Consider the following 23,183-nt stretch of genomic DNA (forward strand, 5'->3'; position numbering starts at 1 on the left):
TCCACGTGGAACGTTTCGTTTAAAGACCCCAAAGGTTTTGAAAACCTTTGGTCCTGAATAAGGATATTTAAGCTACTGTTCCACGTGGAACAGCGCCATCTTCTCATTCTCTTTCTCCCGCATTACCTTTTCATCCTCTTCAGTCTTGTCCTTATAACCGCAGTAATGCAATATACCATGCGCCATTACGCGGCGGAGCTCCTCATCAAAAACCACACCGAAATCAGCAGCATTTTCCTTTACCCTTTCTACCGAAATGAAGATATCTCCACTGATAAGGTTGCCCATGGTGTAATCAAAACTAATAATGTCGGTCAGCGTATCGTGGTTGAGGAATTCAATGTTCTTCTGCAACAAATACTCGTCATCGCAGAAGATATAGTTGATCTCCCCTTCGGTCTTATCTTCCGACTTGATCACTTCCGAAAGCCATGCTTCGTACTTCGGCTCATCGGCCAGCTCAAAATCTGTTTCGTAATTAAAGCTTATCATCTTTCCTGAAATAGGTTTGCACCCTTTGGTTAAAATTTGGGCGCAAAGGTAGGCTTTGTCTATTTAATATCTCTACACTATTCAAATATTCTTTCAGAGCGTCAGGCAGTTCCTTTGGAGCGTTATTGTAATCCTTTGTGTTGGTTTGCGACTGCCTTTTGTTCTCCTCGCCCTGTTGCTGCATCGCCTTGTCAAGCTTTAAAAGCTCGTGCTTGAGGTTTTGCATCTTCTCCATAGTTTGTCGGTTCATGCCTTTGTTCAGCAATTGCTTTTCGATGTCCTTCATCTGGCGCAGGGCGTTTTGCCCGTTGCCCCCCATGCCCTGCTTGTCGAGTGCCTTCTGTAATTCCTCACGAAGGCGCTGCTGCTCTTTGTAAATCTCAAGAAGTTTGCCTGCATCGCCTTCACTTCCCCCCTCACCTTCGCCTTCACCCTGGCCCTGGCCATTCTTTCCTTTGCCTTCGCCTTCACCGTCTCCCTGGCCTTTTTTGCCGCCGCCGGGCTCTTCGCCTTCACCGGGTTTCTTACCTTTGCCTTTGTCCTTTTCCATGCCGTCCTGCATCTTTTTGGCAAGGCCTTCCTGTTTCTTTATAATGTCGGGAAGCTGAATACCCTCGCCTTGACCCTGACCTTTGCCCATGCCTTTACCCTGTCCTTTCCCTTCGCCCATGCCCTGCATCTGCATTTGCATATTGTTGAGCACATCACTCAAAAAGTCGGCAAGCTTATTGGCAGCTGTAACCGCATACTGTTGGTTGGAAACACCGCGAGGAACGATATTCTCCGCAAGGTCGGCCAGGGCTTTGTCGACATAATAATGAACGTTGCCTACCTCTTTGGTGATCTCCTCGGTTATTCTCGGATTGCGTAATGACATCGCAAAAAGGCTGTCGTCCACGTGTCGGAACTGCTGCTTAAGGTCCTGCTGCTTTTTAAGGTATTTGGCATAGGAAGCCGAACGCCCCGTAGTAGCTTTAAACTGGCCCATGACTTCCTCCTGAGAGAAGGAATACGCTAACAGGTTATCCAATATCTGGCGGAGCATTTTCACATCTTCTTCCATCTGCTCCATCTCGCCGCCCTGCATGGCATCCATCATAGCGCCGCCCATCTGCTTCATTTTTTGTGCAGCCGATTTCTGCTTTGGTTTGGCCTTATCTTTCTTTTCCTTGCTGTCCTTATTCTCTTTCTTCAGCTCTTCAGAAGCTTTCTTCATATCCTCCTCGATGCTCTTTTCCTGCTTTTCATCAGCCGGGATATCCATTGGTTTTTTAAGCTCTTCGTTCTGTTTTTCCAGTTCTCGCATTTCTTCCTGAAGCTTGTCGAACTCTTTATTTATCTCGTCCTGCTTCTGTGCATTGTTGTCTTTATCATCCGAAAGCTTATCCTGCTTGTCGGCCATCTTATCCAGTTTTTCGGCCAATTGCTCTGCTTTTTTCTCTACATAAAAACGTTTGGTAAGCTCTACCAGCTGCTCGAGGTTTTTCGAATTGTCCTTGGCATTCTGTTTGAACTTATCCATCTTGTCAAACAGCTCTTCCTCCTTTAGCTTGTTGGTAAGCTCCTTCAATTCATCCAAAAGCTTTTGGTTTTTTTCGGCTTCTTTCTCATTCTTTTCGAGGCGCTTCATCAGCTCTTCCTTAAACTCGTCTTTCTTTTCAGGGTTGAATTGCTCAAGGTTTTCATTAAGCTTTTTAGAGAACTCCTTCATCATTTCATCCTGCTGTTTTTGGCGGTTGATAAAGTCCTGGACTTTCTTCTGGTCTTTAAAGTCCATATTGGTCTTCTCTTTGCCCATTTTTTGCAGCTTCTCGAGTTCACTCAGCTGCTTGTCCTGGTTCTTTATCGACTTCTCCAGGCTGTTGATATTACTGTTCTGCTCCTGCAATGCATTCTCCTGCTTCTCGTCCTGTGTCAGTTCCCTGTGTGAGAATACCGAAGACTTAGTGCTCTTGTAATTGTGCACAGCATCATTATCGAATACCTCAAAATAATACTCATAGTTCACACCCTGCTTAATATCCAGCCCTGTCGGGAACGAATAATAAAAACGGTCTACGGGTTCGCGCTTCACGGCGAGGTTGGCACGCTTTGCAGCATTAGGGTTGTCCTGGGGGTAGTATACTATCTGGAGCTTTGTAAGGCCGTAATCATCGCTAAGCTGGCCAAGTACAATGTCGCGTTGCAGTTTCAGGCTGTCCGGTGCGTTCTCAACAGCGATGGTTGGGTACTGATCTTTGATGGTCGTTATCTGGTATTGCAGCTTTTCATGGTTCTTTACCTTATCATTTGAAGTAAGTATCTGGTAATCTATATTTTGCATAATAGTTTTAGCCAATGTAAAGCCATTTTCGCCTGAATTGAAGGCAGTTGACACGCCATTGCTGTTCCATTCGATGGTTTTTGTTGCCAAAGCCTCAACCCTCCAGGTAACCTTTGTACCTTCCGGCACCACGGCATTGCCAGTTCCACGAACAACTTCGGCTTTCTTGCCCAGGTAGCCCGGGAAGGTGAGTACCATTTCAAAGTTGGCGATAGTAGGCACTGCCACCACATTCAGCTCATAGGGCTGCGAGGTAACGTCGTTTGCCTTCAATTGGAATTCCAGGTTTTTCGTCGGTTTCTCAAAACGGTATTGAAATACGCCCGGCTTTACATTCTCAAGGTAATAATTCTCATCACCTATGGTAATCATCGCATTTTCCGGCACAACGGTTCCCTGCGTTTTTACTTCCAAAAGGAAATCGGTGTCCTGCTGTGCGGTAAGCGATTGGTTGGTCACGATAAATTCAAAAGGGGCGGGTGGTGCATAATGCTTGCTGTAATGCACTACCCTGTCGAAGCTTTTTGTCAGTACCGACGAGTTGCCGCTTATCATGAAGAACACTATCAGCAGCAGCGGAATGGCGGCGTAGGGAACGTATTTTAAATTCTTCTTGAAGTTGACCGCATTCGCGAAAGGTACCGGCTGGAGGCTGTTCGCTTTCTGTTCGATGGAAGCGGCCAATAGCTCCGATTGCTGTGTCTGTCCGGACAGCTGAAGGAAGTTGGTCAGCTTATCGCTAACCTCGCTAAAGTGCCGCCCGATGATATCCGAAGCCTGGCGGTAGTCGATGCCCTTTTGCAATTTGAACAATTTGGCGGCAGGGTACAATATGAACCTCGCCAGCAGGAACACCTCTACCCCGATGAATATCCAGAAGAGCGCCGTACGCCCGCCGGGAGACAGCCACAGGAAATACTCGACCAGCAGCGTGAAGATGAAATAGAGTAATCCCAAGCCGATAAAGAAGATCGTTCCACGTAAAAGCTCGTTGGTATAATACTTTTTAATGAAGGCTTCGAGCTTGGCGTATATGATGTTTTTTGCTTCCAAAATATTGACAATTGTTAATAACCGATAAAAATACAAATTCCGCCGGATAACTAACGTTAAAAATGTGGTTCTATGATATGGAGGAAGATTGTTGGATGGGTTGATTATTGGATTGTTGGATAAATTGAGGGCTATTTCTCAAAGAAACGCAAAGAAGTCGCAAAGTTTCGCAAAGGATTTTTGTTGTTGATAATGCCTTGTAAAGACCTCACCCCGACCCTCTCCAAAGGAGAGGGAGGAGATACACTCATACTCAATAAATCATCTGAATCAGTTTAGAGTAAGTATGTCCGAGTGCTCCCCTACCCTTTGGAGAGGGGTTGGGGGTGAGGCCTAAACTTTGAAACTTTGCCTCTTTGCAACTTTGAAACTTAATAGCTGTATCTTTGCCACCAAAATTCAAAACCAATGCCAAAGCAAGTCCGTGTGCGTTTTGCGCCAAGCCCTACCGGGCCGTTACACATAGGCGGTGTCAGGACCGCCCTGTTCAATTACCTGTTCGCCAAAAAACATGGCGGCGTTTTCTACCTCCGTATTGAAGATACCGACCAGAACCGTTTTGTTCCCGGAGCGGAAGAATATATCATTGAAGCCCTCAACTGGCTGGGCATCCCGTTTGACGAAGGTATTGGGAAAGAAGGCGGATTTGGGCCGTACCGCCAGAGCGAAAGAAAGGCGATATACAGCGCATATGCGGATGAACTTATCAATTCCGGATGGGCGTACTATGCTTTTGATACCCCTGAAGCACTTGACGAACTACGTAAGCAGGACGAAGCCGAAGGGAAGACCTTCATCTACAACCATACCAACAGGGAAAAACTGGATACCTCACTTGTACTTTCCAAAGAAGAAGTGCAGAAGCGCATTGATGCCGGTGAGCATTACGTGATCCGCTTTAAAACGCCGGTTGGCGAAACGCTGCACCTGAAAGACATCATCCGCGGCGATATAAAGTTTGAAACCAATTTACTTGACGATAAAGTGCTCTTCAAGAGCGATGGCATGCCTACCTATCACCTGGCCAACATTGTGGATGACCACCTGATGGAAACCACCCACGTGATCCGTGGTGAGGAATGGCTTCCTTCCCTCCCGCTCCACGAGCTGCTGTATAAGGCATTCGGATGGGAAGCGCCACAATTCGCCCACCTGCCATTAATATTAAAACCTGTTGGCAACGGAAAGCTTTCCAAGCGTGATGGCGACAAACTGGGTTTCCCGGTATTCCCATTGGAATGGAAAAACCCTGATGGCACCACCTCTTCCGGTTACAGGGAAAACGGCTTTCTTCCCGAAGCGGTTATCAATTTCCTTGCGCTATTGGGCTGGAATTCCGGCACCGACCAGGAACTCTTTACCTTGGATGAGTTAGTACAGTTATTCGACCTTGAAAGGGTTCATAAGGCAGGCGCCAAATTCGACCCGGAAAAGAACAAATGGTTCAACCACCAGTATTTCGGTAGGCAGAATAATGAAGTGTTAGCAAAAGAGCTGTCGCATGTGCTATTGGAAAAGGGCATCAATAAGCCTGTTGAATATATTACCGAAGTTGTGGGGCTTGTGAAAGAGCGTGCCACCTTCGCCAGTGAGCTTTGGGACCTTTCTGATTATTTCTTCCAGGCACCTGCATCTTATGATGAAAAAGCCGTGAAGAACTGGAAGCCGGAAACCGCTGAACTAATGGAGCAGCTTATTACGGTATTGAACAATACGCTGGATTTTTCTTCCGCCAATGTAGAAACTACTGTAAAGGCCTGGATGGAAGAAAATAGCATCGGGATGGGTAAAGTAATGCAGCCGCTGCGTTTGAGCCTTGTAGGCGCCATGAAAGGCCCGCACCTGTTTGATATTATCGCATTGATAGGAAAAGAAGAAACAATTGCCAGGATTAGAAAGGCAATGGAAACCCTCTAAACCTGCAAGGTCTCAAAGACCTTGTAGGTTTAAATTGAATAAGCATGACCTTCCTTCTGGGAGGTTTTTGTTTTTATAAACCACAAGGTTGCAAAACCTGGCAGGTTGGGAAACATAGAATTTGCGGTTAATGCCTAAAATTTGTACCTTACCAACAATCAATAAAAATTAAAAACTATGGGAAACATTATTTTAGGGGTGATTATCTTTTTCGGGCTGATCATTTTCCTTTCTTCTTTCTTTACCGTTAAGCAACAGACTTCGGTGATCGTGGAACGTTTTGGTAAATTCCACAGTATCCGCCATGCCGGACTCCAGCTGAAACTACCGCTTATCGACCGCATTGCCGGCAGGGTAAACCTGAAGATACAGCAACTGGATGTTATCATCGAAACCAAAACCAAGGAGAACGTATTTGTGAAAATGAAAGTGTCGGTACAGTTCAAGGTGATACAGGAAAAAGTATATGACGCCTTTTACAAACTGGAATTCCCGCACGACCAGATCACTTCGTACGTATTTGATGTGGTGCGTGCCGAGGTACCTAAGCTGAAACTGGATGATGTTTTCGAACGCAAGGATGACATTGCCGTTGCTGTTAAGCGCGAGCTGAATGAAGCGATGTCGGGCTACGGTTACGATATTATCAATACATTGATTACCGATATTGACCCGGACCCGCAGGTGAAGCATGCCATGAACCGAATTAACGCAGCAGACAGGGAAAAATCAGCTGCCGAATATGAAGCCGAGGCACAAAGGATACGCATAGTAGCCAAGGCAAAAGCCGAAGCCGAAAGTAAAAGATTACAAGGCCAGGGTATTGCCGACCAGCGCCGTGAGATAGCCCGGGGACTGGTAGAGAGCGTAGATGTACTGAACAAAGTGGGCATCAACTCGCAGGAAGCTTCTGCCCTTATCGTGGTAACACAGCACTATGATACGCTGCAGGCCATCGGAAGCGATACCAACTCCAACCTGATATTATTGCCTAATTCACCACAAGCGGGCAGCGATATGCTGAATAACATGGTGGCTTCGTTCACCGCTTCCAACCAAGTGGGCGAATCGATAAAGAATGGCAACAGAAAGTGCGAGGAAGATAAACGAAAAAACACTCCGTTACTTCCTCCCGCAGAAAGCCCTGACGACAAAACCGAATAAAAGATCAAGCCGCTGAGTCCAGCGGTTTTTTTATGGCTTAATGTTAAAATTTCTAACTGCTTTAAACCCAAAGCATAAAATGCAGTCTTATACTAAAATCAAAAAACATTTTAAATTATGAAAATGAAGTTTTTAGGCGTAATGATGCTTGCGGCATTGTTCACCACAGCAGCAGCTACCGCACAGGAAAAAGAAAAAAAACATGACGGAAAAGGAAAAGGCGAAATGTTTGCCAAACTGGATACCGACAAAGACGGCAAAATAAGCAAGGCCGAGGCCGATAAAGGCGGTAAAGGGAAACTGAAAGAAAACTTTGCTGCTATTGATACCAATAAGGATTCATTCCTTGATAAGGATGAATTGAAAGCTTACCGCCAGGAGCGCAGGAAGAATAAAGACATGAAAAAAGGGAAATAATAGGTTTGGCCGGAACTCTGATTTCTATTTGCATGCTGCTTACTATAGAATTGAAGATCCTAATATCTATGCCACACTATTTGTGATATACAAAATAAAAGCCGCTGACGTGATGTCAGCGGCTTCTTTTCTATCTACGATATTCCAACCTAAAACATTTTTTTGAACAGCCATGTAAGGGCTGCACTTTTCAATGGGCCGGAAAATGCTCCCAGCACACCAAGCACTTTTCTTGGGGTCTCCCCCATCAGGTTCATAGGCTGCAGGCTTTCCTTAGTCTCCTCAAGGTCTTTCTTAAACCGTGCATAAGCAAGGTCTTTCTCTACCTTCATGATCTCAAGGTCCCGGTTTATCTCGTCATAACTGCGGTATACTTTCGTGTTCATAATTAATATTTTTTGAGGAATATTCTTGAGAAGCGCGACAGCATAGGCCCTTCGACGATCTTATCCTGTACATAATACACTACAATGGCAAGGACCAGGTAAATAACGCCTACGATAAGGAAACCATAAGCAAAATTATCCAGCCAGTACCCAATGCCCAGTGCAGCCGCTATGGAGAAGAATATGGTAACGATCATGAGCATTACTGCAAGCAGGAAAAGCTTGAGCATCATGGTGGTCGATTTCATGAGGATCTTAAAGCCCCACAGCTTGTAGTACCTTAAGTTGGCATCAATGAGCCTTTTGGCCTCATTCTTTAAATCTTCCGCGTTTTCCTTTACTTCTTCAAATCCCATAGTACGATTATGTCTTATAATTATTTTCCGCCCGAAGTACCATTAGTACCTGCAGCGGCACTCCTTCCTTTCAATTCTTCAAGCTTTCTCTCAAGTGTTGCGATAACGTCACCTGCTTTATCTTCTACATTTGATACAAGATTGTCAAGTGAGCTTTCAAGGTCCTGCTTTGCTCCGCCGAATCTACTTTTTACAGTTTCGGTAAGTTCGTTAAGCTTGTCTTTAAGCTCATCGGTTTTAGCGCCAACACCATCTTTTATTTTTCTCCTTGTTTTAGATCCTTCATCCGGGGCAAATAAAATTCCCAGAGCAGCACCTACCGCAGCGCCCGCAAGGACAGCTACTATTGTTCCTGTTTTACCAGCCATAACTTTTATTTTTAAAATTAATAATTTCTTTATATAAAGATACGGCAAATAAATTTTTGTAGGATGTTAATATGTAGTTAATTGAACGCTAAAGTATGTGAAAACTTAAAATAAAGCGATTTAAGCTGTTTTAAAGGCTTTCATGAGGCTTTGGGTTTCTTACAAAAATTATTGCTTTAGGATTAATCTGGTGAAGTCCGATTTTAATAGTTAATTAAAATACCAAATTAAATTTCCATCAGTAAAATAAATAATAGATAAAATAATATATATTTTAAAACTACATAGTTTTAGCTGATAGGTATTATTCAGGAGAAAAATAATCCGACTAATCGAAAAAAGTTTCTGTCCTCGCCATCGTTGGCAAATCTTCCCCAAATGGAACGGGATTATTTATCCAACGCCTGACTGTTTCTCGGGAATGTTCCTCAAACAGCCAGGCATCCGATAATTTATAAATTATTCCTTATTTTCCAGCTTTGCCCAGGTATCCCTAAGTCCTACTGTTTTATTGAAAACAAGCCTTTCTGCATTGCTGTCAGGGTCTACGCAGAAGTAGCCCAGCCTTTGGAACTGGTACCGCTCCCCTGCTTCGGCACTCTTAAGTCCCGGTTCAAGATATCCTGTAATCACCTCAAGAGAATTCGGGTTGATGTAGCTCTTAAAATCCACTTCTTTATCGGCATCCGGCGCTTCATGGCTGAAAAGCCTGTCGTATATCCTCACTTCTGCTTTGATAGCATGCGGTATCGAAACCCAGTGGATGGTACCTTTTATCTTCCGCATGCTGGCCTCGCTTCCGCTTCCGCTGCGGCTGTCGGCATCATACGTACAATGTATCTCTGTTATATTGCCATCGGCATCTTTCACCACGCTTTCGCCTTTAATGATGTAAGCATTCTTCAACCTTACCTCCTTGCCCAACGTCAGTCGGAAATACTTGTTGTTGGCGTTCTCCATAAAATCCTCCCGCTCGATGTACAGCTCTCCGGAAAAAGGTATTTCCCTTGATCCTGCGCTTTCATCTTCCGGGTTGTTCTCTGCTTCAAGCCATTCTTCTTTACCGGCAGGATAGTTGGTTATTACCAGCTTCACCGGGTCAAGCACTGCCATAACACGCGGTGCGGTCTTGTTCAGTTCTTCCCTTACGCAAAACTCCAATAGCGATACATCAATTAGGTTGGTACGCTTGGCAATGCCTATCGTATCGGCAAAATTGCGGATTGCCATTGGCGGATAGCCCCTCCTCCTCATGCCGGAAATGGTGCTCATACGCGGGTCGTCCCAACCGGTTACATGCCCTTCATTAACAAGCTGCAGCAATTTCCTCTTGCTTACTACAGTATGGCTCAGGTTTCGGCGTGCAAATTCGCGCTGTTTCGGGCGCACTTTGGTACTGTCATACACCTGGTCAAGGAACCAGTCATAAAGCTCCCTGTGCGGCAGGAATTCGAGCGTACACAGCGAGTGTGATACCTGCTCTAGGTAATCGCTTTCACCATGTGCCCAGTCATACATTGGGTATATGCACCACTTATCGCCTGTGCGGTGGTGGTGTTCGTGCAATATGCGGTACATGATCGGGTCGCGCATCAGCATATTGTTCGATTTCATGTCTATTTTAGCCCTCAGGATATGGGTTCCTTCTGCGAAATCCCCATTCTTCATGCCTTCAAAAAGTTCCAGGTTCTCCTGTACCGAACGGTTCCTGTACGGACTGTCTGTACCGGGTTGTGTAGGGGTGCCTTTTTGCTTTGCCATCTCTTCAGACGACTGGCTGTCAACATACGCTACGCCTTTCTTTATAAACTCCACCGCCCAGTCATACAATTCCTGGAAATAATCGGATGCATAACGCTCCTCAGCCCATTCATAGCCAAGCCACTGAACGTCTTTTTTAATAGCATCTACATATTCCTGCTCTTCCTTGGCCGGATTGGTATCGTCAAAACGCAGGTTTACAGGCGCATTGTACTTTAACCCTAATCCGAAATTAAGGCAAATAGCACTGGCATGGCCTACATGCAGGTAGCCGTTTGGCTCAGGCGGGAAGCGAAAACGCAGCTTGTTGTTGGGCAATCCGTTAGTTAGATCTTCTTCGATTATATGCTCTATAAAATTGAGCGATTTTTCTTCAGCTGACATAGTTTTTGTGTATGAAGTGCAAAAGTAGTGAAAAAGTTTATGAGGTCTTTTAAAAGTTTCGGGTTCAAAGTTCAGGGTTTTGAGTGGCAACCCTGAACCCGAAACCCTGAACCCGAAACAATAAATTTTGTACCTTTGGCCTAAGGCACTAAGCTACTCAGTACCTAGAAACTCAGAAGAAAATGGGAATAATAAAACTCCAAAACATACGTACTTTTTCCTACCACGGCTGCCTGGTTGAGGAAAGCAAAATAGGGTCTGACTACCGCATTGATCTTGAGATTAAAGCTGACCTCCGTAAATCCATGGAAACCGATGAGCTAAATGATACGGTCGATTATGTACAACTTAATAAAATAGTTGTTGAAGAAATGGCTGTCCGCTCCAAATTATTAGAGCATGTGGCGCACCGGATTGTGAAGAGGATATTTGGCGAATTGCCCGAAGTTTCGAGGATAGTAGTTTCAGTTTCAAAGCTTAACCCTCCTATTGGTGGCGATGTGGAAGCAGTGACTATCCAGCTGGAGGAATACCGCACCTGATTTTTATTGCAGTTTATAGTTATTTTTCTTGCGTTAGTGTAAAATATATGTAAATTTGCCAACCATATTATTTATGGCATCTTGGCCGAGTGGCTAGGCACAGGTCTGCAAAACCTGCTACAGCGGTTCGAATCCGCTAGATGCCTCTGAAAAGCTGTCTGAAAAGGCAGCTTTTTTTGTTTTTATTCTTTTTTGCCACGAACCTGTCCTCCAGCAGGCAGGATTAAACGAATTACCACAAATTTTTATTGGAACATTTTGTCATTTCGAACGAAGCCTGCGGAGTGAGAAATCTCAATAATTGGAACACGGATGACGCGGATCGGGCGGATTTACGCGGATTTTTCTGAATGAGTAATTTATATATAGTCACTTTTTCAAAAGTGCAAAAGTAAGAACTAGCAACTATGAGTGAAGCTCAATCTAAAATCTGAAATCTAAAATCTGAAATATTAATCAGCAGTATGCGCATTGCTGCCGGCATTTTGCTCCAGCCTTTCAATAGTAGAATTCATTTCTTTTGGGAACCAGCCCTGTACCAGGAGTGCAATACCGAAAATCATAAGGATAACGCTTATCCCCTGTTTTATTTTCGTGATATTCTTCATGGTAAGCTTACTGCGCAATTGCTTTGCCAGCATGATCTTGCCGATATCGATAAGGAAATAAGTGCCTATGACCGATACAAAGAAAACGAACATGCGCGATGGCTTCAGGTCAAGCTGAGGCCCCCAGGTAATGATAATTGCAAGCCAAAACCCAAGTACCCCGATATTGATAAAATTCAGGAGGAAACCTTTTGCAAAAAGGCTAAAGTAATTCTTTTTTATGATGTCGCGCTCCGCCTCTTCTATGAAATCATTTTTTGAGGTTTTCCTGATTTTGAAGAACGAAATAAGACCGTAAGTAAGCATAATAAGCCCACCGAATATGAACAGTGCTGGCTCATCTTTTATTTTTTCGAGCAGTTTGTAGCTGCTGAAATAGGCAATAAGAATAAATATAATATCCGATGTTATGGCGCCCAGGTCAAAAGCGATTGCCGACCTAAAACCCTTAATTACACTCGTTTCGAGTAATACAAAAAAAACTGCGCCGGGCATAACACTCAGGAAAAATCCCAGTGGGATAGCGCTTAAAATGTCCTCTAACATATAGGTGATTAAGAGGGCAAGTTACAATTTTAAATTTTTATTTAAAAGCTGTTATCCCAATATGAAGCCTGTGTAAACTAAAAAACCCGCAGGAATGCAGAAAAAGCAAACCAACGGGTTATGTCATTATATGAAATTTGACTATTGCACCACCGTGATTTCAGCATCGGTTGACTTAGTTTCATTGACTTTCTTTGGACTGCCATGAATGGTGAGCTGCGCATCAGAAGCTACAACAGCATTTACAATACCTTTTGCTTTTATAACCCCCTGAGCGTCCGATCCAAGGTTCATATTAAAATCACCACTACTCAGATTTTCTGAATGAAATTCCCCATCCGATCCAATAGTAGCCGATACCCTGCCAGCTTTTCCTTTTAAAGCTACCTCAGAATCCGAACCGGCTGTAACCTGCAGTTCTTTCACATTCAGGTTAAGGCTCACCTGGCTGTCAGACCCGGCGGTGAGGGTAAACGATTTGCCTGTTATTTCATCATTTCCCGCAACATGCGCATCCGATCCTGCAGTAATACTTTCCAGCTCACTCCTGTAGTATACTGTAGCGCTTCCGTCGCCGTCAATCTGAAGGCTTCCGTCTTTGAAATCTACATTAATTTCTTCCCCTTCATATACAACTTTATCTTCCGATCCTTTTACAAGTTTCAGCGTCATGTCACTGCCTACGGTAATTCTTTTCAGGCCTTTAAGATCCTGTGTTTTCTGTGCTGTAGCAAACTGGCAGGCAGCAAGGGCAACAATTGCAAGTAATGTTTTCATACGTATCGTTTTTAGGTTTTATTAGATCATTTAATACAAAGACTATCGTTGCTTAAACATTGTTACAGTTTACTAAAAAAAATTATGAATATAATTTCTTGCCGATATCGGCAAGAAATTATTAGATTTGAATATAAATTTTATCGCTTGTTGCCGATAGATCCTCAATTATGAAATACATTTCAGTAAGCGAATATGCAAAAAAATGGAATATTCCAGACAGGACTGCCCGTAATTACTGTGCTTCCGGAAAAATTCAGGGTGCATTTCTTACCGGTAAAACCTGGAATATCCCTGACGATGCACCTTTACCCGACAAAGGAGCTAACAAAGGATTTAAAGATAATCCCCTGCTCAATTATCTTAAAGAGCAAAAGGACATGAAGTTGAAAGGTGGCATCTATCACCGTACCCAAATCGACCTGACTTATAATTCCAACAGGATAGAAGGCAGCAGGCTTACGCAGGATCAAACCCGATTTATTTTCGAAACCAATACTATTGGGATTACGGACGAAAATCTTAATGTAGATGATATTATTGAAACCTATAACCACTTTCATTGCATCGACCTTATTATAGAAAAGGCTACATCAAAATTGACGGAAGCATTTATAAAAGAATTGCATTATATATTAAAATCGGGAACATCAGATAGCCGAAAAGACTGGTTTATGGTAGGCGATTATAAAAAACTACCAAATGAGGTGGGGGGCAATGAAACATGTCATCCAAAAAAAGTTTACGGAGAAATGAAGGCGCTTCTCAGTAATTATAACAACATACAAAACAAGACAATAGAAGATATTATTGGATTTCACCATAAATTTGAAGTTATACATCCTTTTCAGGATGGCAATGGCCGCGTAGGCAGACTGATTATGTTTAAAGAATGCCTGGCAAATAATATAGTGCCTTTTATTATTAGTGAAGAACTGAAATTATACTATTATCGTGGATTGAGTGAATGGAATACTGTAAAAGAATATCTGCTTGATACGTGCCTTACAGCCCAGGACAATTACAAATCCATTTTAAATTATTTTGAAATAAAATACTAATGCACATAATATTTTAAAATTCAGCCCCGGAAAACTACTGTCCACCGGGGCTGATAGCATCAATTAATAATCATCGGTTATTGTCCTACTATCGTTATGTTTCCACCGATAACTTCTTTCTTATCTACTTGTTTAGGGTTGCCATAAATTTTAATGTCGCCCCCTGCCCTTGTCTTGGCATCTACATATTCGCTGGCATTGATATCTGCTTCGCCTCCTGCATTGATGCTAATGGCTGTTTGCAATGTTTCAAGGTTAGTCGCATGCAGTATACCGCCGGCTTTTATTACTGCATCGTGGTTATCGGCACTGCCGTCTACAGTCAGGATACCTCCTGAACTTGCACTCGATTTTAGCTTTTTTACATCGAGCTTTAGTTTTATCTCCGCGCCTTCTTTAGCATTTAATTCGAAAGATGTAGCTTTAAAAAGGTCCTGCGATGCTACCCTTGCGCCCTCACTGGCTTCTACGTGGTCAATGTTTCCGGTATAATATACCGTTACGCTGATCTCATCGCCTTTCAGCAGCTTGGTAAGTTTCATCCTTATTTTCAGCTCGTCATTTTTGGTTACGATCTCCACGTCATCTTTACGGGAACCGCTTATCTCTACCTTATTTTCTTTCGATTTAATAAGCAATACATCGATCTGGTCGAATGCCTTTACGGTAGAGAACTGCCCTATCGTTCGTGTTGACTGTGCCGAAAGCAGCTGCCCCAGCCCTAAAAATGCTATTACAATAAACTTTTTCATACTCTTTGGTTTTTGAATGATCAGATTTTCCTTAAAGACTCAAAAATTGAACCAGTGTTACAGGTCCTTTCATTTTTGGGACGTTCAATACCTGACAGGTTTAAAAACTTGTCAGGTATCATACGATCCACATTTGGAATTTGTTTTTTGTTATTTGGAACTTAATCTACTCCGTTTTTTTTTCCAAGTAATATAAAATCAAGCTGTTTCTTTACCAGGTCGGCATTTTTTACTTTTACATATACTTCGTCGCCCAGCTGTAAGATATTATTGGTCACCTCTCCTACTAAAGCATATTGCTTTTCATCAAACGTGTAATAATCATCCCTTATCTCACGGATGCGGCACATGCCTTCACACTTGTTGGAAACAATTTCCACATAAATTCCCCATTCGGTCACACCGGAAATAACACCCAGGAACTCTTCATCCTTGTGGTCAAGCATGTATTTCACCTGCATGTACTTGATGCTGTCGCGTTCTGCATTGGCAGCCAGCGCTTCCATATTTGAAGAATGGTTGCATTGCTCTTCGTACACTTCCTCATCTACAGACGCTCCGCCGTCAAGGTAATGCTGCAGCAAACGGTGTGCTATCACATCGGGATACCTGCGGATAGGCGAAGTAAAATGCGAATAATAATCAAAAGCAAGGCCGTAATGACCAATATTCTGCGTTGAATATTTAGCCTTGCTCATACTCCTTATCGCCAGGGTATCTACAAGGTTTTGTTCCTTTTTGCCCTGTACATCGTGCAACAGGGTATTCAGAGATTTCGATATCAGGCTTTTCGACTTGAAATTGATGCTGTAGCCAAATTTAGAAATAATCGTCTGCAAGGCTATAAGCTTGTCTTCGTTGGGCTCTTCGTGAATACGGTATACAAAAGTTTTCTTCTGTTTGCCAATAAATTCGGCTACTTTTCTGTTAGCCAGAAGCATAAATTCCTCAATAAGGTGGTTGGCATCTTTCGCCACCTTAAAATAAACGCCTGTAGGCTCTGCCTGCTCATTCAGGGTAAACTTCACTTCTACCTTATCAAAAGAAATAGCGCCGTTAGCCAGTCGCTTCCTTCGCATGATCTTGGCCAGCTGGTCCATTTTAAGCGTCGCATTCATGATATCGTCGCTTACAGTATACGCTACATCAGTCAGCGATATTTCGGCCGGTATAGTGGCGCTTTTCGTTTCTATGATGTGCTGTGCTTCCTCATAGGCAAAACGCTGGTCGGAATAAATAACAGTTCGCCCGAACCATTGGTTCACCACTTCTGCTTTTTTATTCATTTCAAATACGGCCGAGAAAGTATATTTCTCTTCGTGTGGCCTCAGCGAGCACGCAAAATTTGACAATACTTCCGGGAGCATCGGCACTACCCTGTCTACCAGGTACACCGACGTAGCACGCTGATACGCCTCTGCATCAAGTATAGTCCCTTCTTTCAGGTAATACGACACGTCAGCAATGTGGATGCCTATCTCATAATTCCCATTCTCTAATTTTTGGAAAGACAACGCATCATCAAAATCTTTTGCATCACGCGGATCGATGGTAAACGTAAGGGTCTTACGCATATCCCTTCGGTTAGCAATCTCTTCTTCGTGAATTTCGGTATCTATCTTTTGTGCAAATACCTCTACATCAATCGGGAAATCATACGGGAGGCCATATTCGGCTAATATTGCATGGATCTCTGTATTGTGCTCTCCGGGCTTGCCCAGCACTTTTATCACTTCGCCAAAAGGGCTGTCGGCTTTGGCAGGCCAGTCTTCCAGCTTTACCAGTACCACATCGCCATTTTCGGCATCGCCAATTTTGTTTTTCGGGATAAAAATATCGGTGTACATCTTGGGATTCGCAGTAGATACAAAAGCAAAGTTCTTTTGTATATCAATTACACCAACGAATTCAGTTTTGTAGCGCTCAATGATCTCAACCACTTCGCCCTCAGGCCTGCGCCCTCTCCTTCGGTTATAAATATAGACCTTTACCTTGTCTTTATCGAGTGCCTTATTCAGGTTGTTGGTAGGAATAAAAATATCCTCTTCAATTTCAGGAGAAACAAAATAGGCTGTTTTCCTGCTGGTCATGTCTATAGTTCCTTCTACATAGTCAGCTTTCGCGATTACTTTATACTTGCCCCTCTCGGTTTCTTCTATCTGTTCCTGGGAGGCCAGTATCTTTAGTTCCTTAATGATCTCGTTCCTGCTTTTGGTGTCAGTAAGTTCCAATACTGCAGCTATCTGCTTATAATTAAACGACTTATTAGGGTCTTTTGCGAGTATCTTGTAAATCTTCCTTGAAAAATCCTTTTCCTTTTTAGCTGACGGTTTTCCGTTCTTTTTGCTCATAATAATTTTAAAATAATGCTGAAAATTACAAATAACTATTAGATAACCGGTTACCTTTAATGAAATAATAACTTTAAATGACTAAATTTATACAGGCTTTATGTAATAATATACTGATATGAACCCATTTGTAACCGCAGCTGTATTTACCTATCCGCACGAAATTACCGTCGTAAAGCATTTACTACAGGAAGCAGAAATTACCCACTACTTTGAGAATGAGGCTATGGCCGGCATTGCACCTATGTATTCGCACGCCCTCGGTGGCATCCGGCTCAAGGTTCACCCCAACGATCTTGACACAGTAAAAGATATACTCGACCGGTTCTTTTACAACGACAACTTAAAGATCGTCTGAAACCTCTAAAGGTTTTCAACAGTTATTAAAAACAAAAAAATCTTTCTTTTAAAATTTTAAAATTTATGGTGGTTATTATTGCTTGTTAATAACCGGTATAACTTTTTGATGAAGGCGCAGGAATTATAACTTATACAAAGTTTTACAAAGGTTTCAACAATGTTAAAGAAATATAAATAGATAAGGATTAGATAGTTTCTAAATTTTTGCACGAGGTTATCAACAATGGTTAATTTCCATTTTAGAATATGTTCTTTTAATAAGTCACATTGTTAATTCCTGTTAATAACCCTTGTTAACCTTTTCATAACATTCCAATAAAATTGTAAGAAATAAATTTGGAAATATGCTTTGTATTTTGTCTTATAAAAATTTGGTTACGCTTCCAAAAAAACTTCTCTTTATCAATCTTTAGTTATCAACATTATCTGTTAAATTTCAAATCCTTTGTTTACAGCAACTTTATTAATTTATCAACAATGTAGGATTTTAACAATTTTGAAAGTATATTAATAGGCAATCATAATGTAATGGTTATATAAATAATTGACTGCTAATGATATGTAGCATAGTTACATTTCTAAACATGCGATTGCGGTTTTATATTCAAAATCAGTTTGCAAAACTTAAACATATTTCATTGTTCAACATACGCATCTACTTCATTATTATTTTGGAAGTGTGCATAGGGCTTATTTTTCTACCTTTGCCAGACAACAACACACTAAATTTTTATATATGAAAATTTCCATTGGAAACGACCACGCAGGACCGGATTATAAAAAAGCCATTGTTAAATACCTTGAAGAAAAAGGATACGAAGTGATCAATCACGGCACCGATACATTTGACAGTGTAGATTACCCTGATTTTGTACATCCGGTAGCTAATGATGTAGAGAGCGGTACGGTAGATTTTGGTATTATCATCTGCGGAAGTGGCAACGGTGTGGCCATGACTGCCAATAAGCACCAGAAAGTACGCGCTGCCTTGTGCTGGACTAAAGAAATTTCGGCGCTGGCGCGCCAGCATAACAATGCCAATATCATCAGCATCCCGGCACGCTTTACAGCCATCCACCAGGCTGTAGACATGGTAGATACGTTCCTTAATACCGCTTTTGAAGGTGGCCGCCACCAACAGCGTGTGGATAAGATTTCGTGTTAATACTTTTCATTCTGAACGCAGCTTGCGGAGTGAAGAATCTAAGAAGAGATTCTTCCTTCGTCAGAATGACAAGGTGTTAATTCCGTCAGTCAATTGACCCAATTTACATTAATTCCGTCAATGCGTTGACGGAATTAATGTTTTTTAAAAATTTCCATGATTTTTATCAGTACGAGTGTAGCTTCTCCATTCTCCTTTGGAGAGAGGTTGTTGGTGAGACCTATTTCCCTTTCTTTTTAGTAAACCCGCTGTCCGGTGGAGTCAGGTCAATGCGCTCAAATTCTGCAAAAGCCTTTATAAGTTCCTTCCTGTTCATACATTCTTCAATTACAGCTTCATTCTGCCTGAAAAGTGTCGTGACATGCTCGTGCATTCCCTGGTGTTTTTTCCAAAAACCGCCTTCGGCGGAAAGTACGGCTTTAAGCAGGTCGCCGGCATAAAAATCGCCTTCGGCGAGAATATTTTTTTCAAGCGCCGGGATTGCCAGCGGCATGAGGTATTCAAGTGAAATGTTCTGCCCGATCATGATGCGAAGGTCCTCGATAGTAAAATCCTGCAACGGCTTTTTACGCAATGCATGGCAGGTACGCACCAGGTAAGAGTTGTAGGTTGGCTCACCCCAGTCGGTGTTTTCAAGCTGGTCAAGGGTTTTGGAAAGATCGGGCTGCATGATATTAATTATTGAATAGGCTTATCGGCAAGAGTGAAGCTCCTCCCCTCTCCAAAGGAGATGGGCCGGGGGTGAGGCCTATTCCATTTTATTCTCAATCCGCTTATCCGGTATTAGCCACATCAGCGCCACTGCCACATACATCAGGCCCGAAAGCCAATTGCTCACAAAGCTGCACCCAATACCGGCAATATACAGCACAGGTGAGAGCTTCCCTTTGATGTCACCGCCAATAGCCTTTGCTAAAAGCGATTCGCCGCCCTGTGATTTTATGATGAGGTTCTGGAGGATGACATAGGCCACACCCGCCATGAGCAGGATAAACCCGTACAGCGCCATAGGTTCCGGGCCAAAATGGTTCTCCCCCATCCACCCGGTAACGAACGGCACCAGCGAAAGCCAAAACAGCAGGTGCAGGTTGGCCCACAGTATCGCGCCATTCACCTTAGTAACGGTGTGCATCATGTGGTGGTGGTTGTTCCAGTAAATGCCAATATAAATAAAGCTGAGCACATAGCTAAGAAACACCGGCACCAGCGGAAGCAAATCATGAAATGTCTCACCGTGCGGCACCTTGATCTCCAGCACCATAATAGTGATGATAATCGCCAGTACGCCGTCGCTGAATGCCTCTAAACGTCCTTTTTGCATGGGGATTGTTTTTGGATAAATGTAGGGAAATTTTGTGGAAATAACTTATAACGGCCGGGGTTGACAAGGCATAATATAAAGATTGTGAGTAAAAAAAATCCGCCAATAGGCGGATTCAGGTTATTTCAAAATATGAATCCGCAAATTCATGCTTATCTGTATAACCAAATTTTTCAGGAAGGAAAAAACGTATTTTTCCTTCTGTTGACTTTATTACATGAAAATAAAATTGATCGGATGATTTATAAGGATCTTTAATCTTTTGCTGTATTTCGCTAATCAGTTTTGCATCGGTCAAATCAGCTGACTCCAATCGTACGACCATATTGGTTTTAAGGCTCACAGGCTTGACAATGTTTTGAATTTTTTTATATTCCGCTTCAGTAAAAATATAACCAACAGTTTCTTTAAGAGTAGAATAACTACTGTAGGAGTGTTCTTGGCGTCCTTCCCATTTTTCCACAAGGATCACAAAATACTTTTTATCTTTATAGTTTAGCGCTTTAGTTTGGATGCTTAAAAAGCTTTGATCCGTCATTGATTGTGCCAAGCCATCCATAGCACTTATATATTCGCCTTTATAATCTTTATTATCATTAATCATATTGGGGTAGTCCACCCAGTCTTTGTCTGTGGAATTAAGAGCCCAGCCGGTCGCAGAGGTAAGTATGCCTGATTCAGCTGTAAATATTGGTTTGACACCATTTTACACGTTCCTGTGCACTTGCACTGGTAATTGATAATAACAAGAAAGAAGCTAAAAATGAAATGTTTTTCATGATCAGGAGAATATAGGTTAATAATTTATTTGGCTTTAATTGTTTTTAATCATCGGTATTTATGCCAAATGTAGAAAAAAATCTTAATGCGCAACAATCTTTCAAAAAACTTTTTCTCCATCTTTGTATCCCTAAAATTTTCCCCATGACAAACCTCCAATACATATCCGCACAGGTTACCGCGCCACAAAAAAGCATCGAAGCCACATTGCAATTGCTGTCTGAAGACTGCACCATTCCGTTTATAGCGCGCTACCGTAAGGACAAGACCGGGAACCTCGATGAAGTCGTTATCGAGCAGATCGCAAAGCTTAGCCAGGCGTATGATGCCATCGTAAAACGCAAGGATGCCATACTGAAAAGCATCACCGAGCAAAACGCGTTAACTAAAGAACTGGAGCAGAAAATAGCGGCCAGTTTTGACCTGAACGAGTTGGAGGACCTTTATCTGCCTTACAAAAAGAAAAAGAAGACCCGAGCCGATGTGGCCCGCGAAAAAGGCCTGGAGCCGCTGGCGAAACTGATCATAGCGCAAAATGCCGATGACATAGATTTCTTAGCTTCCAAATACCTGAACGACAAGGTTGGCAACGAAGATGAGGCATTGCAGGGCGCACGCGACATCATTGCCGAATGGATCAATGAGAACGTGTATATCCGGAAATCGCTGCGAAAAATTTTCGGCCGCAAAGCGGCAGTTGGGACAAAGGTCACTAAGGCCGGCAAGGAAGATGAGAAAGCCAAAAAGTTCGAGCAGTATTTCGACTGGAACGAGAACCTCGCCAAAGCGCCATCGCACCGCCTGCTTGCCATGCTCCGTGCCGAAAACGAAGGATTCATCAAACTGAAAGTCGAGGTAGATAATGATGAGGTGCTCGACTTTATGGAGGAGAGCATCATAAAAAACAAACGCGAAACCGCGCAGCAACTGAAGCTGGCTATCGATGACAGTTACAAAAGACTGCTTGCCCCCGCCATTTCCAACGAAGTTATGCAGGAAGCCAAAGCCAAAGCCGATGCCGTGGCTATACAAGTATTTGCAGCTAATTTGCAACAGCTGTTGTTAGCGCCGCCACTGGGCGAAAAACGCATCATGGCAATAGACCCGGGTTTCAGGTCGGGGTGTAAAGTAGTGTGCCTCGACGAGAACGGCGGACTGCTGTATAACGAGACCATTTTTCCGCATGCACCTCAAAACGAAAGCGCCATCGCCATGAAAAAGATACGCTCTATGGTGAATGCCTACAAGATTGACGCGATATCCATCGGCAACGGTACCGCAAGCCGGGAAACAGAGCATTTTATCAAAAAAATCGCATGGGACAAGCCGGTGCAGGTATTCGTGGTGAGCGAGGCTGGAGCATCGGTATATTCAGCATCAAAGATCGCCAGGGACGAGTTTCCAAGCTATGACGTGACCGTGAGGGGCGCGGTATCTATAGGCCGCCGCCTGAGCGACCCATTGGCCGAACTGGTAAAGATCGACCCGAAAGCCATAGGGGTAGGGCAGTACCAGCACGACGTAGACCAGGGAAAACTGAAAGACGAGCTGGATACGGTGGTAATGCGGTGTGTGAACTCGGTGGGGGTGAACATCAATACGGCAAGCAAGTCCCTGCTGGGCTATGTGTCGGGCATCGGGGAGAAACTGGCCGAAAATATCGTTGCTTACCGCGCGGAGAATGGCCCCTTTGAAGACCGCAAGCAACTGAAGAAAGTAGCAAGGCTGGGGGAGAAGGCCTACCAGCAGGCAGCGGCGTTTATCCGCATCCCTAATGCGAAGAATCCGCTGGACAATTCGGCGGTGCACCCTGAAGCCTATTCGATCGTTGAGAAAATGGCAAAGGACCTGAAGCTGAAAACATCCGATCTGGTATCAAACAAAGAAGCAATCTCAAAAGTGCCTATCGATAAATACATTACCGGCGATATCGGGCTGCTGAGCCTTAAAGATATATTGAAAGAGCTTGAAAAACCGGGCCTCGACCCGCGGAAGTCGGCAAAGGTATTTGAGTTCGACCCGAGTGTAAAAACAATGGCCGACCTGCGCACCGGGATGGTATTGCCAGGCATCGTTAACAACATTACCAACTTCGGGTGCTTTGTAGATATCGGCATCAAGGAAAGCGGGCTGGTACACATTTCGCAATTGAAAGAAGGCTTTGTATCGGATGTGAACGAAGTGGTAAAACTGCATCAGCATGTTACCGTAAAAGTAACCGAAGTAGACGAAAGCAGGAAAAGGATAGCGCTGACGATGATACTTTAGTATTCTGGATAAAAGCAGATAAAAGCCTGAT

General features: G+C 43.2%; 21 protein-coding genes and 1 tRNA gene. 9 read left to right on the forward strand and 13 right to left on the reverse strand.

Annotated elements, in window-relative coordinates; translation table 11 throughout:
* Window positions 1-72: 72 nt before the first annotated feature.
* Window positions 73-492: an rRNA maturation RNase YbeY gene (gene ybeY / locus HYN59_RS04460; RefSeq protein WP_108777119.1), complete on the reverse strand. Its 420-nt coding sequence runs from the start codon at window positions 490-492 to the stop codon at window positions 73-75.
* Entirely contained in the window at window positions 479-3,868 is a 3,390-nt protein-coding gene (locus HYN59_RS04465; RefSeq protein ID WP_108777120.1) for a DUF4175 family protein, read from the reverse strand. Before HYN59_RS04465 ends, ybeY begins: the two co-directional genes overlap by 14 nt.
* 408 nt (window positions 3,869-4,276) lie before the next feature.
* Between HYN59_RS04465 and gltX the strand changes: the two genes are divergently transcribed.
* From gltX to HYN59_RS04480, 3 genes are all read left to right on the forward strand, one after another.
* Window positions 4,277-5,785 carry a glutamate--tRNA ligase gene (gltX, locus tag HYN59_RS04470; protein ID WP_108777121.1) on the forward strand — a complete coding sequence of 503 codons (1,509 nt, stop codon included), beginning with the start codon at window positions 4,277-4,279 and terminating at the stop codon, window positions 5,783-5,785.
* 177 nt (window positions 5,786-5,962) lie between these two features.
* Entirely contained in the window at window positions 5,963-6,949 is a 987-nt protein-coding gene (locus HYN59_RS04475) for an SPFH domain-containing protein (protein ID WP_108777122.1), read from the forward strand.
* A gap of 117 nt (window positions 6,950-7,066) precedes the next feature.
* Window positions 7,067-7,366 carry an EF-hand domain-containing protein gene (locus HYN59_RS04480; protein ID WP_108777123.1) on the forward strand — a complete coding sequence of 100 codons (300 nt, stop codon included), beginning with the start codon at window positions 7,067-7,069 and terminating at the stop codon, window positions 7,364-7,366.
* A 149-nt stretch (window positions 7,367-7,515) separates the two neighbouring features.
* Here HYN59_RS04480 and HYN59_RS04485 read toward each other — a convergent pair whose 3' ends face one another.
* The 4 genes from HYN59_RS04485 to HYN59_RS04500 all read right to left on the reverse strand — a co-directional run bounded on the left by HYN59_RS04485 (window position 7,516) and on the right by HYN59_RS04500 (window position 10,621).
* Window positions 7,516-7,752 carry a DUF6327 family protein gene (locus HYN59_RS04485; RefSeq protein WP_108777124.1) on the reverse strand — a complete coding sequence of 79 codons (237 nt, stop codon included), beginning with the start codon at window positions 7,750-7,752 and terminating at the stop codon, window positions 7,516-7,518.
* Window positions 7,753-7,754: 2 nt separating this feature from the next.
* A complete protein-coding gene (locus HYN59_RS04490) occupies window positions 7,755-8,108 on the reverse strand; it encodes a phage holin family protein (RefSeq protein ID WP_108777125.1) in 354 nt (117 codons plus the stop codon).
* Between the two features lie 20 nt (window positions 8,109-8,128).
* Window positions 8,129-8,476 (reverse strand): YtxH domain-containing protein, encoded by a 348-nt coding sequence (locus tag HYN59_RS04495; protein ID WP_108777126.1) that lies wholly within the window; start codon window positions 8,474-8,476, stop codon window positions 8,129-8,131.
* A gap of 459 nt (window positions 8,477-8,935) precedes the next feature.
* On the reverse strand, window positions 8,936-10,621 hold the full coding sequence (locus tag HYN59_RS04500) for a glutamine--tRNA ligase/YqeY domain fusion protein (protein WP_108777127.1): 1,686 nt from the start codon (window positions 10,619-10,621) through the stop codon (window positions 8,936-8,938).
* A 182-nt stretch (window positions 10,622-10,803) separates the two neighbouring features.
* Between HYN59_RS04500 and folB the strand changes: the two genes are divergently transcribed.
* A complete protein-coding gene (gene folB, locus HYN59_RS04505) occupies window positions 10,804-11,163 on the forward strand; it encodes a dihydroneopterin aldolase (protein WP_108777128.1) in 360 nt (119 codons plus the stop codon).
* A 75-nt stretch (window positions 11,164-11,238) separates the two neighbouring features.
* Window positions 11,239-11,309 (forward strand) — tRNA-Cys (locus HYN59_RS04510).
* 306 nt (window positions 11,310-11,615) lie between these two features.
* Here the strand turns inward: HYN59_RS04510 and HYN59_RS04515 are convergent.
* Both HYN59_RS04515 and HYN59_RS04520 read right to left on the reverse strand, forming a co-directional pair.
* Entirely contained in the window at window positions 11,616-12,317 is a 702-nt protein-coding gene (locus tag HYN59_RS04515; protein ID WP_108777129.1) for a LysE family translocator, read from the reverse strand.
* Between the two features lie 141 nt (window positions 12,318-12,458).
* Window positions 12,459-13,094 (reverse strand): GIN domain-containing protein, encoded by a 636-nt coding sequence (locus HYN59_RS04520; RefSeq protein WP_108777130.1) that lies wholly within the window; start codon window positions 13,092-13,094, stop codon window positions 12,459-12,461.
* Window positions 13,095-13,264: 170 nt separating this feature from the next.
* On the opposite strand from HYN59_RS04520, the gene HYN59_RS04525 reads away from it, so the two are divergent.
* On the forward strand, window positions 13,265-14,155 hold the full coding sequence (locus HYN59_RS04525; protein ID WP_108777131.1) for a Fic family protein: 891 nt from the start codon (window positions 13,265-13,267) through the stop codon (window positions 14,153-14,155).
* 77 nt (window positions 14,156-14,232) lie between these two features.
* Here HYN59_RS04525 and HYN59_RS04530 read toward each other — a convergent pair whose 3' ends face one another.
* Both HYN59_RS04530 and rnr read right to left on the reverse strand, forming a co-directional pair.
* Window positions 14,233-14,907 (reverse strand): head GIN domain-containing protein, encoded by a 675-nt coding sequence (locus HYN59_RS04530; RefSeq protein ID WP_108777132.1) that lies wholly within the window; start codon window positions 14,905-14,907, stop codon window positions 14,233-14,235.
* Window positions 14,908-15,068: 161 nt separating this feature from the next.
* Complete coding sequence (gene rnr / locus HYN59_RS04535) at window positions 15,069-17,258, reverse strand: ribonuclease R (RefSeq protein ID WP_108777133.1); 2,190 nt, start codon at window positions 17,256-17,258, stop codon at window positions 15,069-15,071.
* A gap of 118 nt (window positions 17,259-17,376) precedes the next feature.
* On the opposite strand from rnr, the gene HYN59_RS04540 reads away from it, so the two are divergent.
* A complete protein-coding gene (locus HYN59_RS04540) occupies window positions 17,377-17,616 on the forward strand; it encodes a putative signal transducing protein (protein ID WP_108777134.1) in 240 nt (79 codons plus the stop codon).
* 738 nt (window positions 17,617-18,354) lie between these two features.
* Window positions 18,355-18,783, forward strand: a complete 429-nt coding sequence (gene rpiB, locus HYN59_RS04545) for a ribose 5-phosphate isomerase B (protein WP_108777135.1) — start codon at window positions 18,355-18,357, stop codon at window positions 18,781-18,783.
* Window positions 18,784-19,003: 220 nt separating this feature from the next.
* Here rpiB and HYN59_RS04550 read toward each other — a convergent pair whose 3' ends face one another.
* From HYN59_RS04550 to HYN59_RS04560, 3 genes are all read right to left on the reverse strand, one after another.
* The gene (locus HYN59_RS04550) at window positions 19,004-19,453 is read right to left on the reverse strand and encodes a contact-dependent growth inhibition system immunity protein (RefSeq protein ID WP_108777136.1); all 450 of its coding nucleotides are present in this window, start codon (window positions 19,451-19,453) and stop codon (window positions 19,004-19,006) included.
* Between the two features lie 78 nt (window positions 19,454-19,531).
* A complete protein-coding gene (locus tag HYN59_RS04555) occupies window positions 19,532-20,104 on the reverse strand; it encodes a TMEM175 family protein (protein ID WP_108777137.1) in 573 nt (190 codons plus the stop codon).
* A 115-nt stretch (window positions 20,105-20,219) separates the two neighbouring features.
* Entirely contained in the window at window positions 20,220-20,708 is a 489-nt protein-coding gene (locus tag HYN59_RS04560; protein ID WP_108777138.1) for a hypothetical protein, read from the reverse strand.
* Between the two features lie 320 nt (window positions 20,709-21,028).
* On the opposite strand from HYN59_RS04560, the gene HYN59_RS04565 reads away from it, so the two are divergent.
* Window positions 21,029-23,152 (forward strand): Tex family protein, encoded by a 2,124-nt coding sequence (locus HYN59_RS04565; protein WP_108777139.1) that lies wholly within the window; start codon window positions 21,029-21,031, stop codon window positions 23,150-23,152.
* The last annotated feature ends 31 nt before the right edge of the window (window positions 23,153-23,183 follow it).

The sequence above is a fragment of the Flavobacterium album genome (assembly GCF_003096035.1).
GTDB lineage: Bacteria > Bacteroidota > Bacteroidia > Flavobacteriales > Flavobacteriaceae > Flavobacterium > Flavobacterium album.

Coding starts and splice junctions, on each gene's coding strand:
- rpiB (WP_108777135.1), top strand. CDS start 18,355: ATGAAAATTTCCATTGGAAACGACCACGCAGGACCGGATTATAAAAAA.
- ybeY (WP_108777119.1), bottom strand. CDS start 492: ATGATAAGCTTTAATTACGAAACAGATTTTGAGCTGGCCGATGAGCCG.
- HYN59_RS04475 (WP_108777122.1), top strand. CDS start 5,963: ATGGGAAACATTATTTTAGGGGTGATTATCTTTTTCGGGCTGATCATT.
- HYN59_RS04540 (WP_108777134.1), top strand. CDS start 17,377: ATGAACCCATTTGTAACCGCAGCTGTATTTACCTATCCGCACGAAATT.
- HYN59_RS04485 (WP_108777124.1), bottom strand. CDS start 7,752: ATGAACACGAAAGTATACCGCAGTTATGACGAGATAAACCGGGACCTT.
- HYN59_RS04555 (WP_108777137.1), bottom strand. CDS start 20,104: ATGCAAAAAGGACGTTTAGAGGCATTCAGCGACGGCGTACTGGCGATT.
- HYN59_RS04490 (WP_108777125.1), bottom strand. CDS start 8,108: ATGGGATTTGAAGAAGTAAAGGAAAACGCGGAAGATTTAAAGAATGAG.
- HYN59_RS04500 (WP_108777127.1), bottom strand. CDS start 10,621: ATGTCAGCTGAAGAAAAATCGCTCAATTTTATAGAGCATATAATCGAA.
- HYN59_RS04550 (WP_108777136.1), bottom strand. CDS start 19,453: ATGCAGCCCGATCTTTCCAAAACCCTTGACCAGCTTGAAAACACCGAC.
- HYN59_RS04480 (WP_108777123.1), top strand. CDS start 7,067: ATGAAAATGAAGTTTTTAGGCGTAATGATGCTTGCGGCATTGTTCACC.
- HYN59_RS04520 (WP_108777130.1), bottom strand. CDS start 13,094: ATGAAAACATTACTTGCAATTGTTGCCCTTGCTGCCTGCCAGTTTGCT.
- HYN59_RS04560 (WP_108777138.1), bottom strand. CDS start 20,708: ATGATTAATGATAATAAAGATTATAAAGGCGAATATATAAGTGCTATG.
- HYN59_RS04530 (WP_108777132.1), bottom strand. CDS start 14,907: ATGAAAAAGTTTATTGTAATAGCATTTTTAGGGCTGGGGCAGCTGCTT.
- HYN59_RS04495 (WP_108777126.1), bottom strand. CDS start 8,476: ATGGCTGGTAAAACAGGAACAATAGTAGCTGTCCTTGCGGGCGCTGCG.
- HYN59_RS04565 (WP_108777139.1), top strand. CDS start 21,029: ATGACAAACCTCCAATACATATCCGCACAGGTTACCGCGCCACAAAAA.
- HYN59_RS04515 (WP_108777129.1), bottom strand. CDS start 12,317: ATGTTAGAGGACATTTTAAGCGCTATCCCACTGGGATTTTTCCTGAGT.
- HYN59_RS04525 (WP_108777131.1), top strand. CDS start 13,265: ATGAAATACATTTCAGTAAGCGAATATGCAAAAAAATGGAATATTCCA.
- folB (WP_108777128.1), top strand. CDS start 10,804: ATGGGAATAATAAAACTCCAAAACATACGTACTTTTTCCTACCACGGC.
- rnr (WP_108777133.1), bottom strand. CDS start 17,258: ATGAGCAAAAAGAACGGAAAACCGTCAGCTAAAAAGGAAAAGGATTTT.
- gltX (WP_108777121.1), top strand. CDS start 4,277: ATGCCAAAGCAAGTCCGTGTGCGTTTTGCGCCAAGCCCTACCGGGCCG.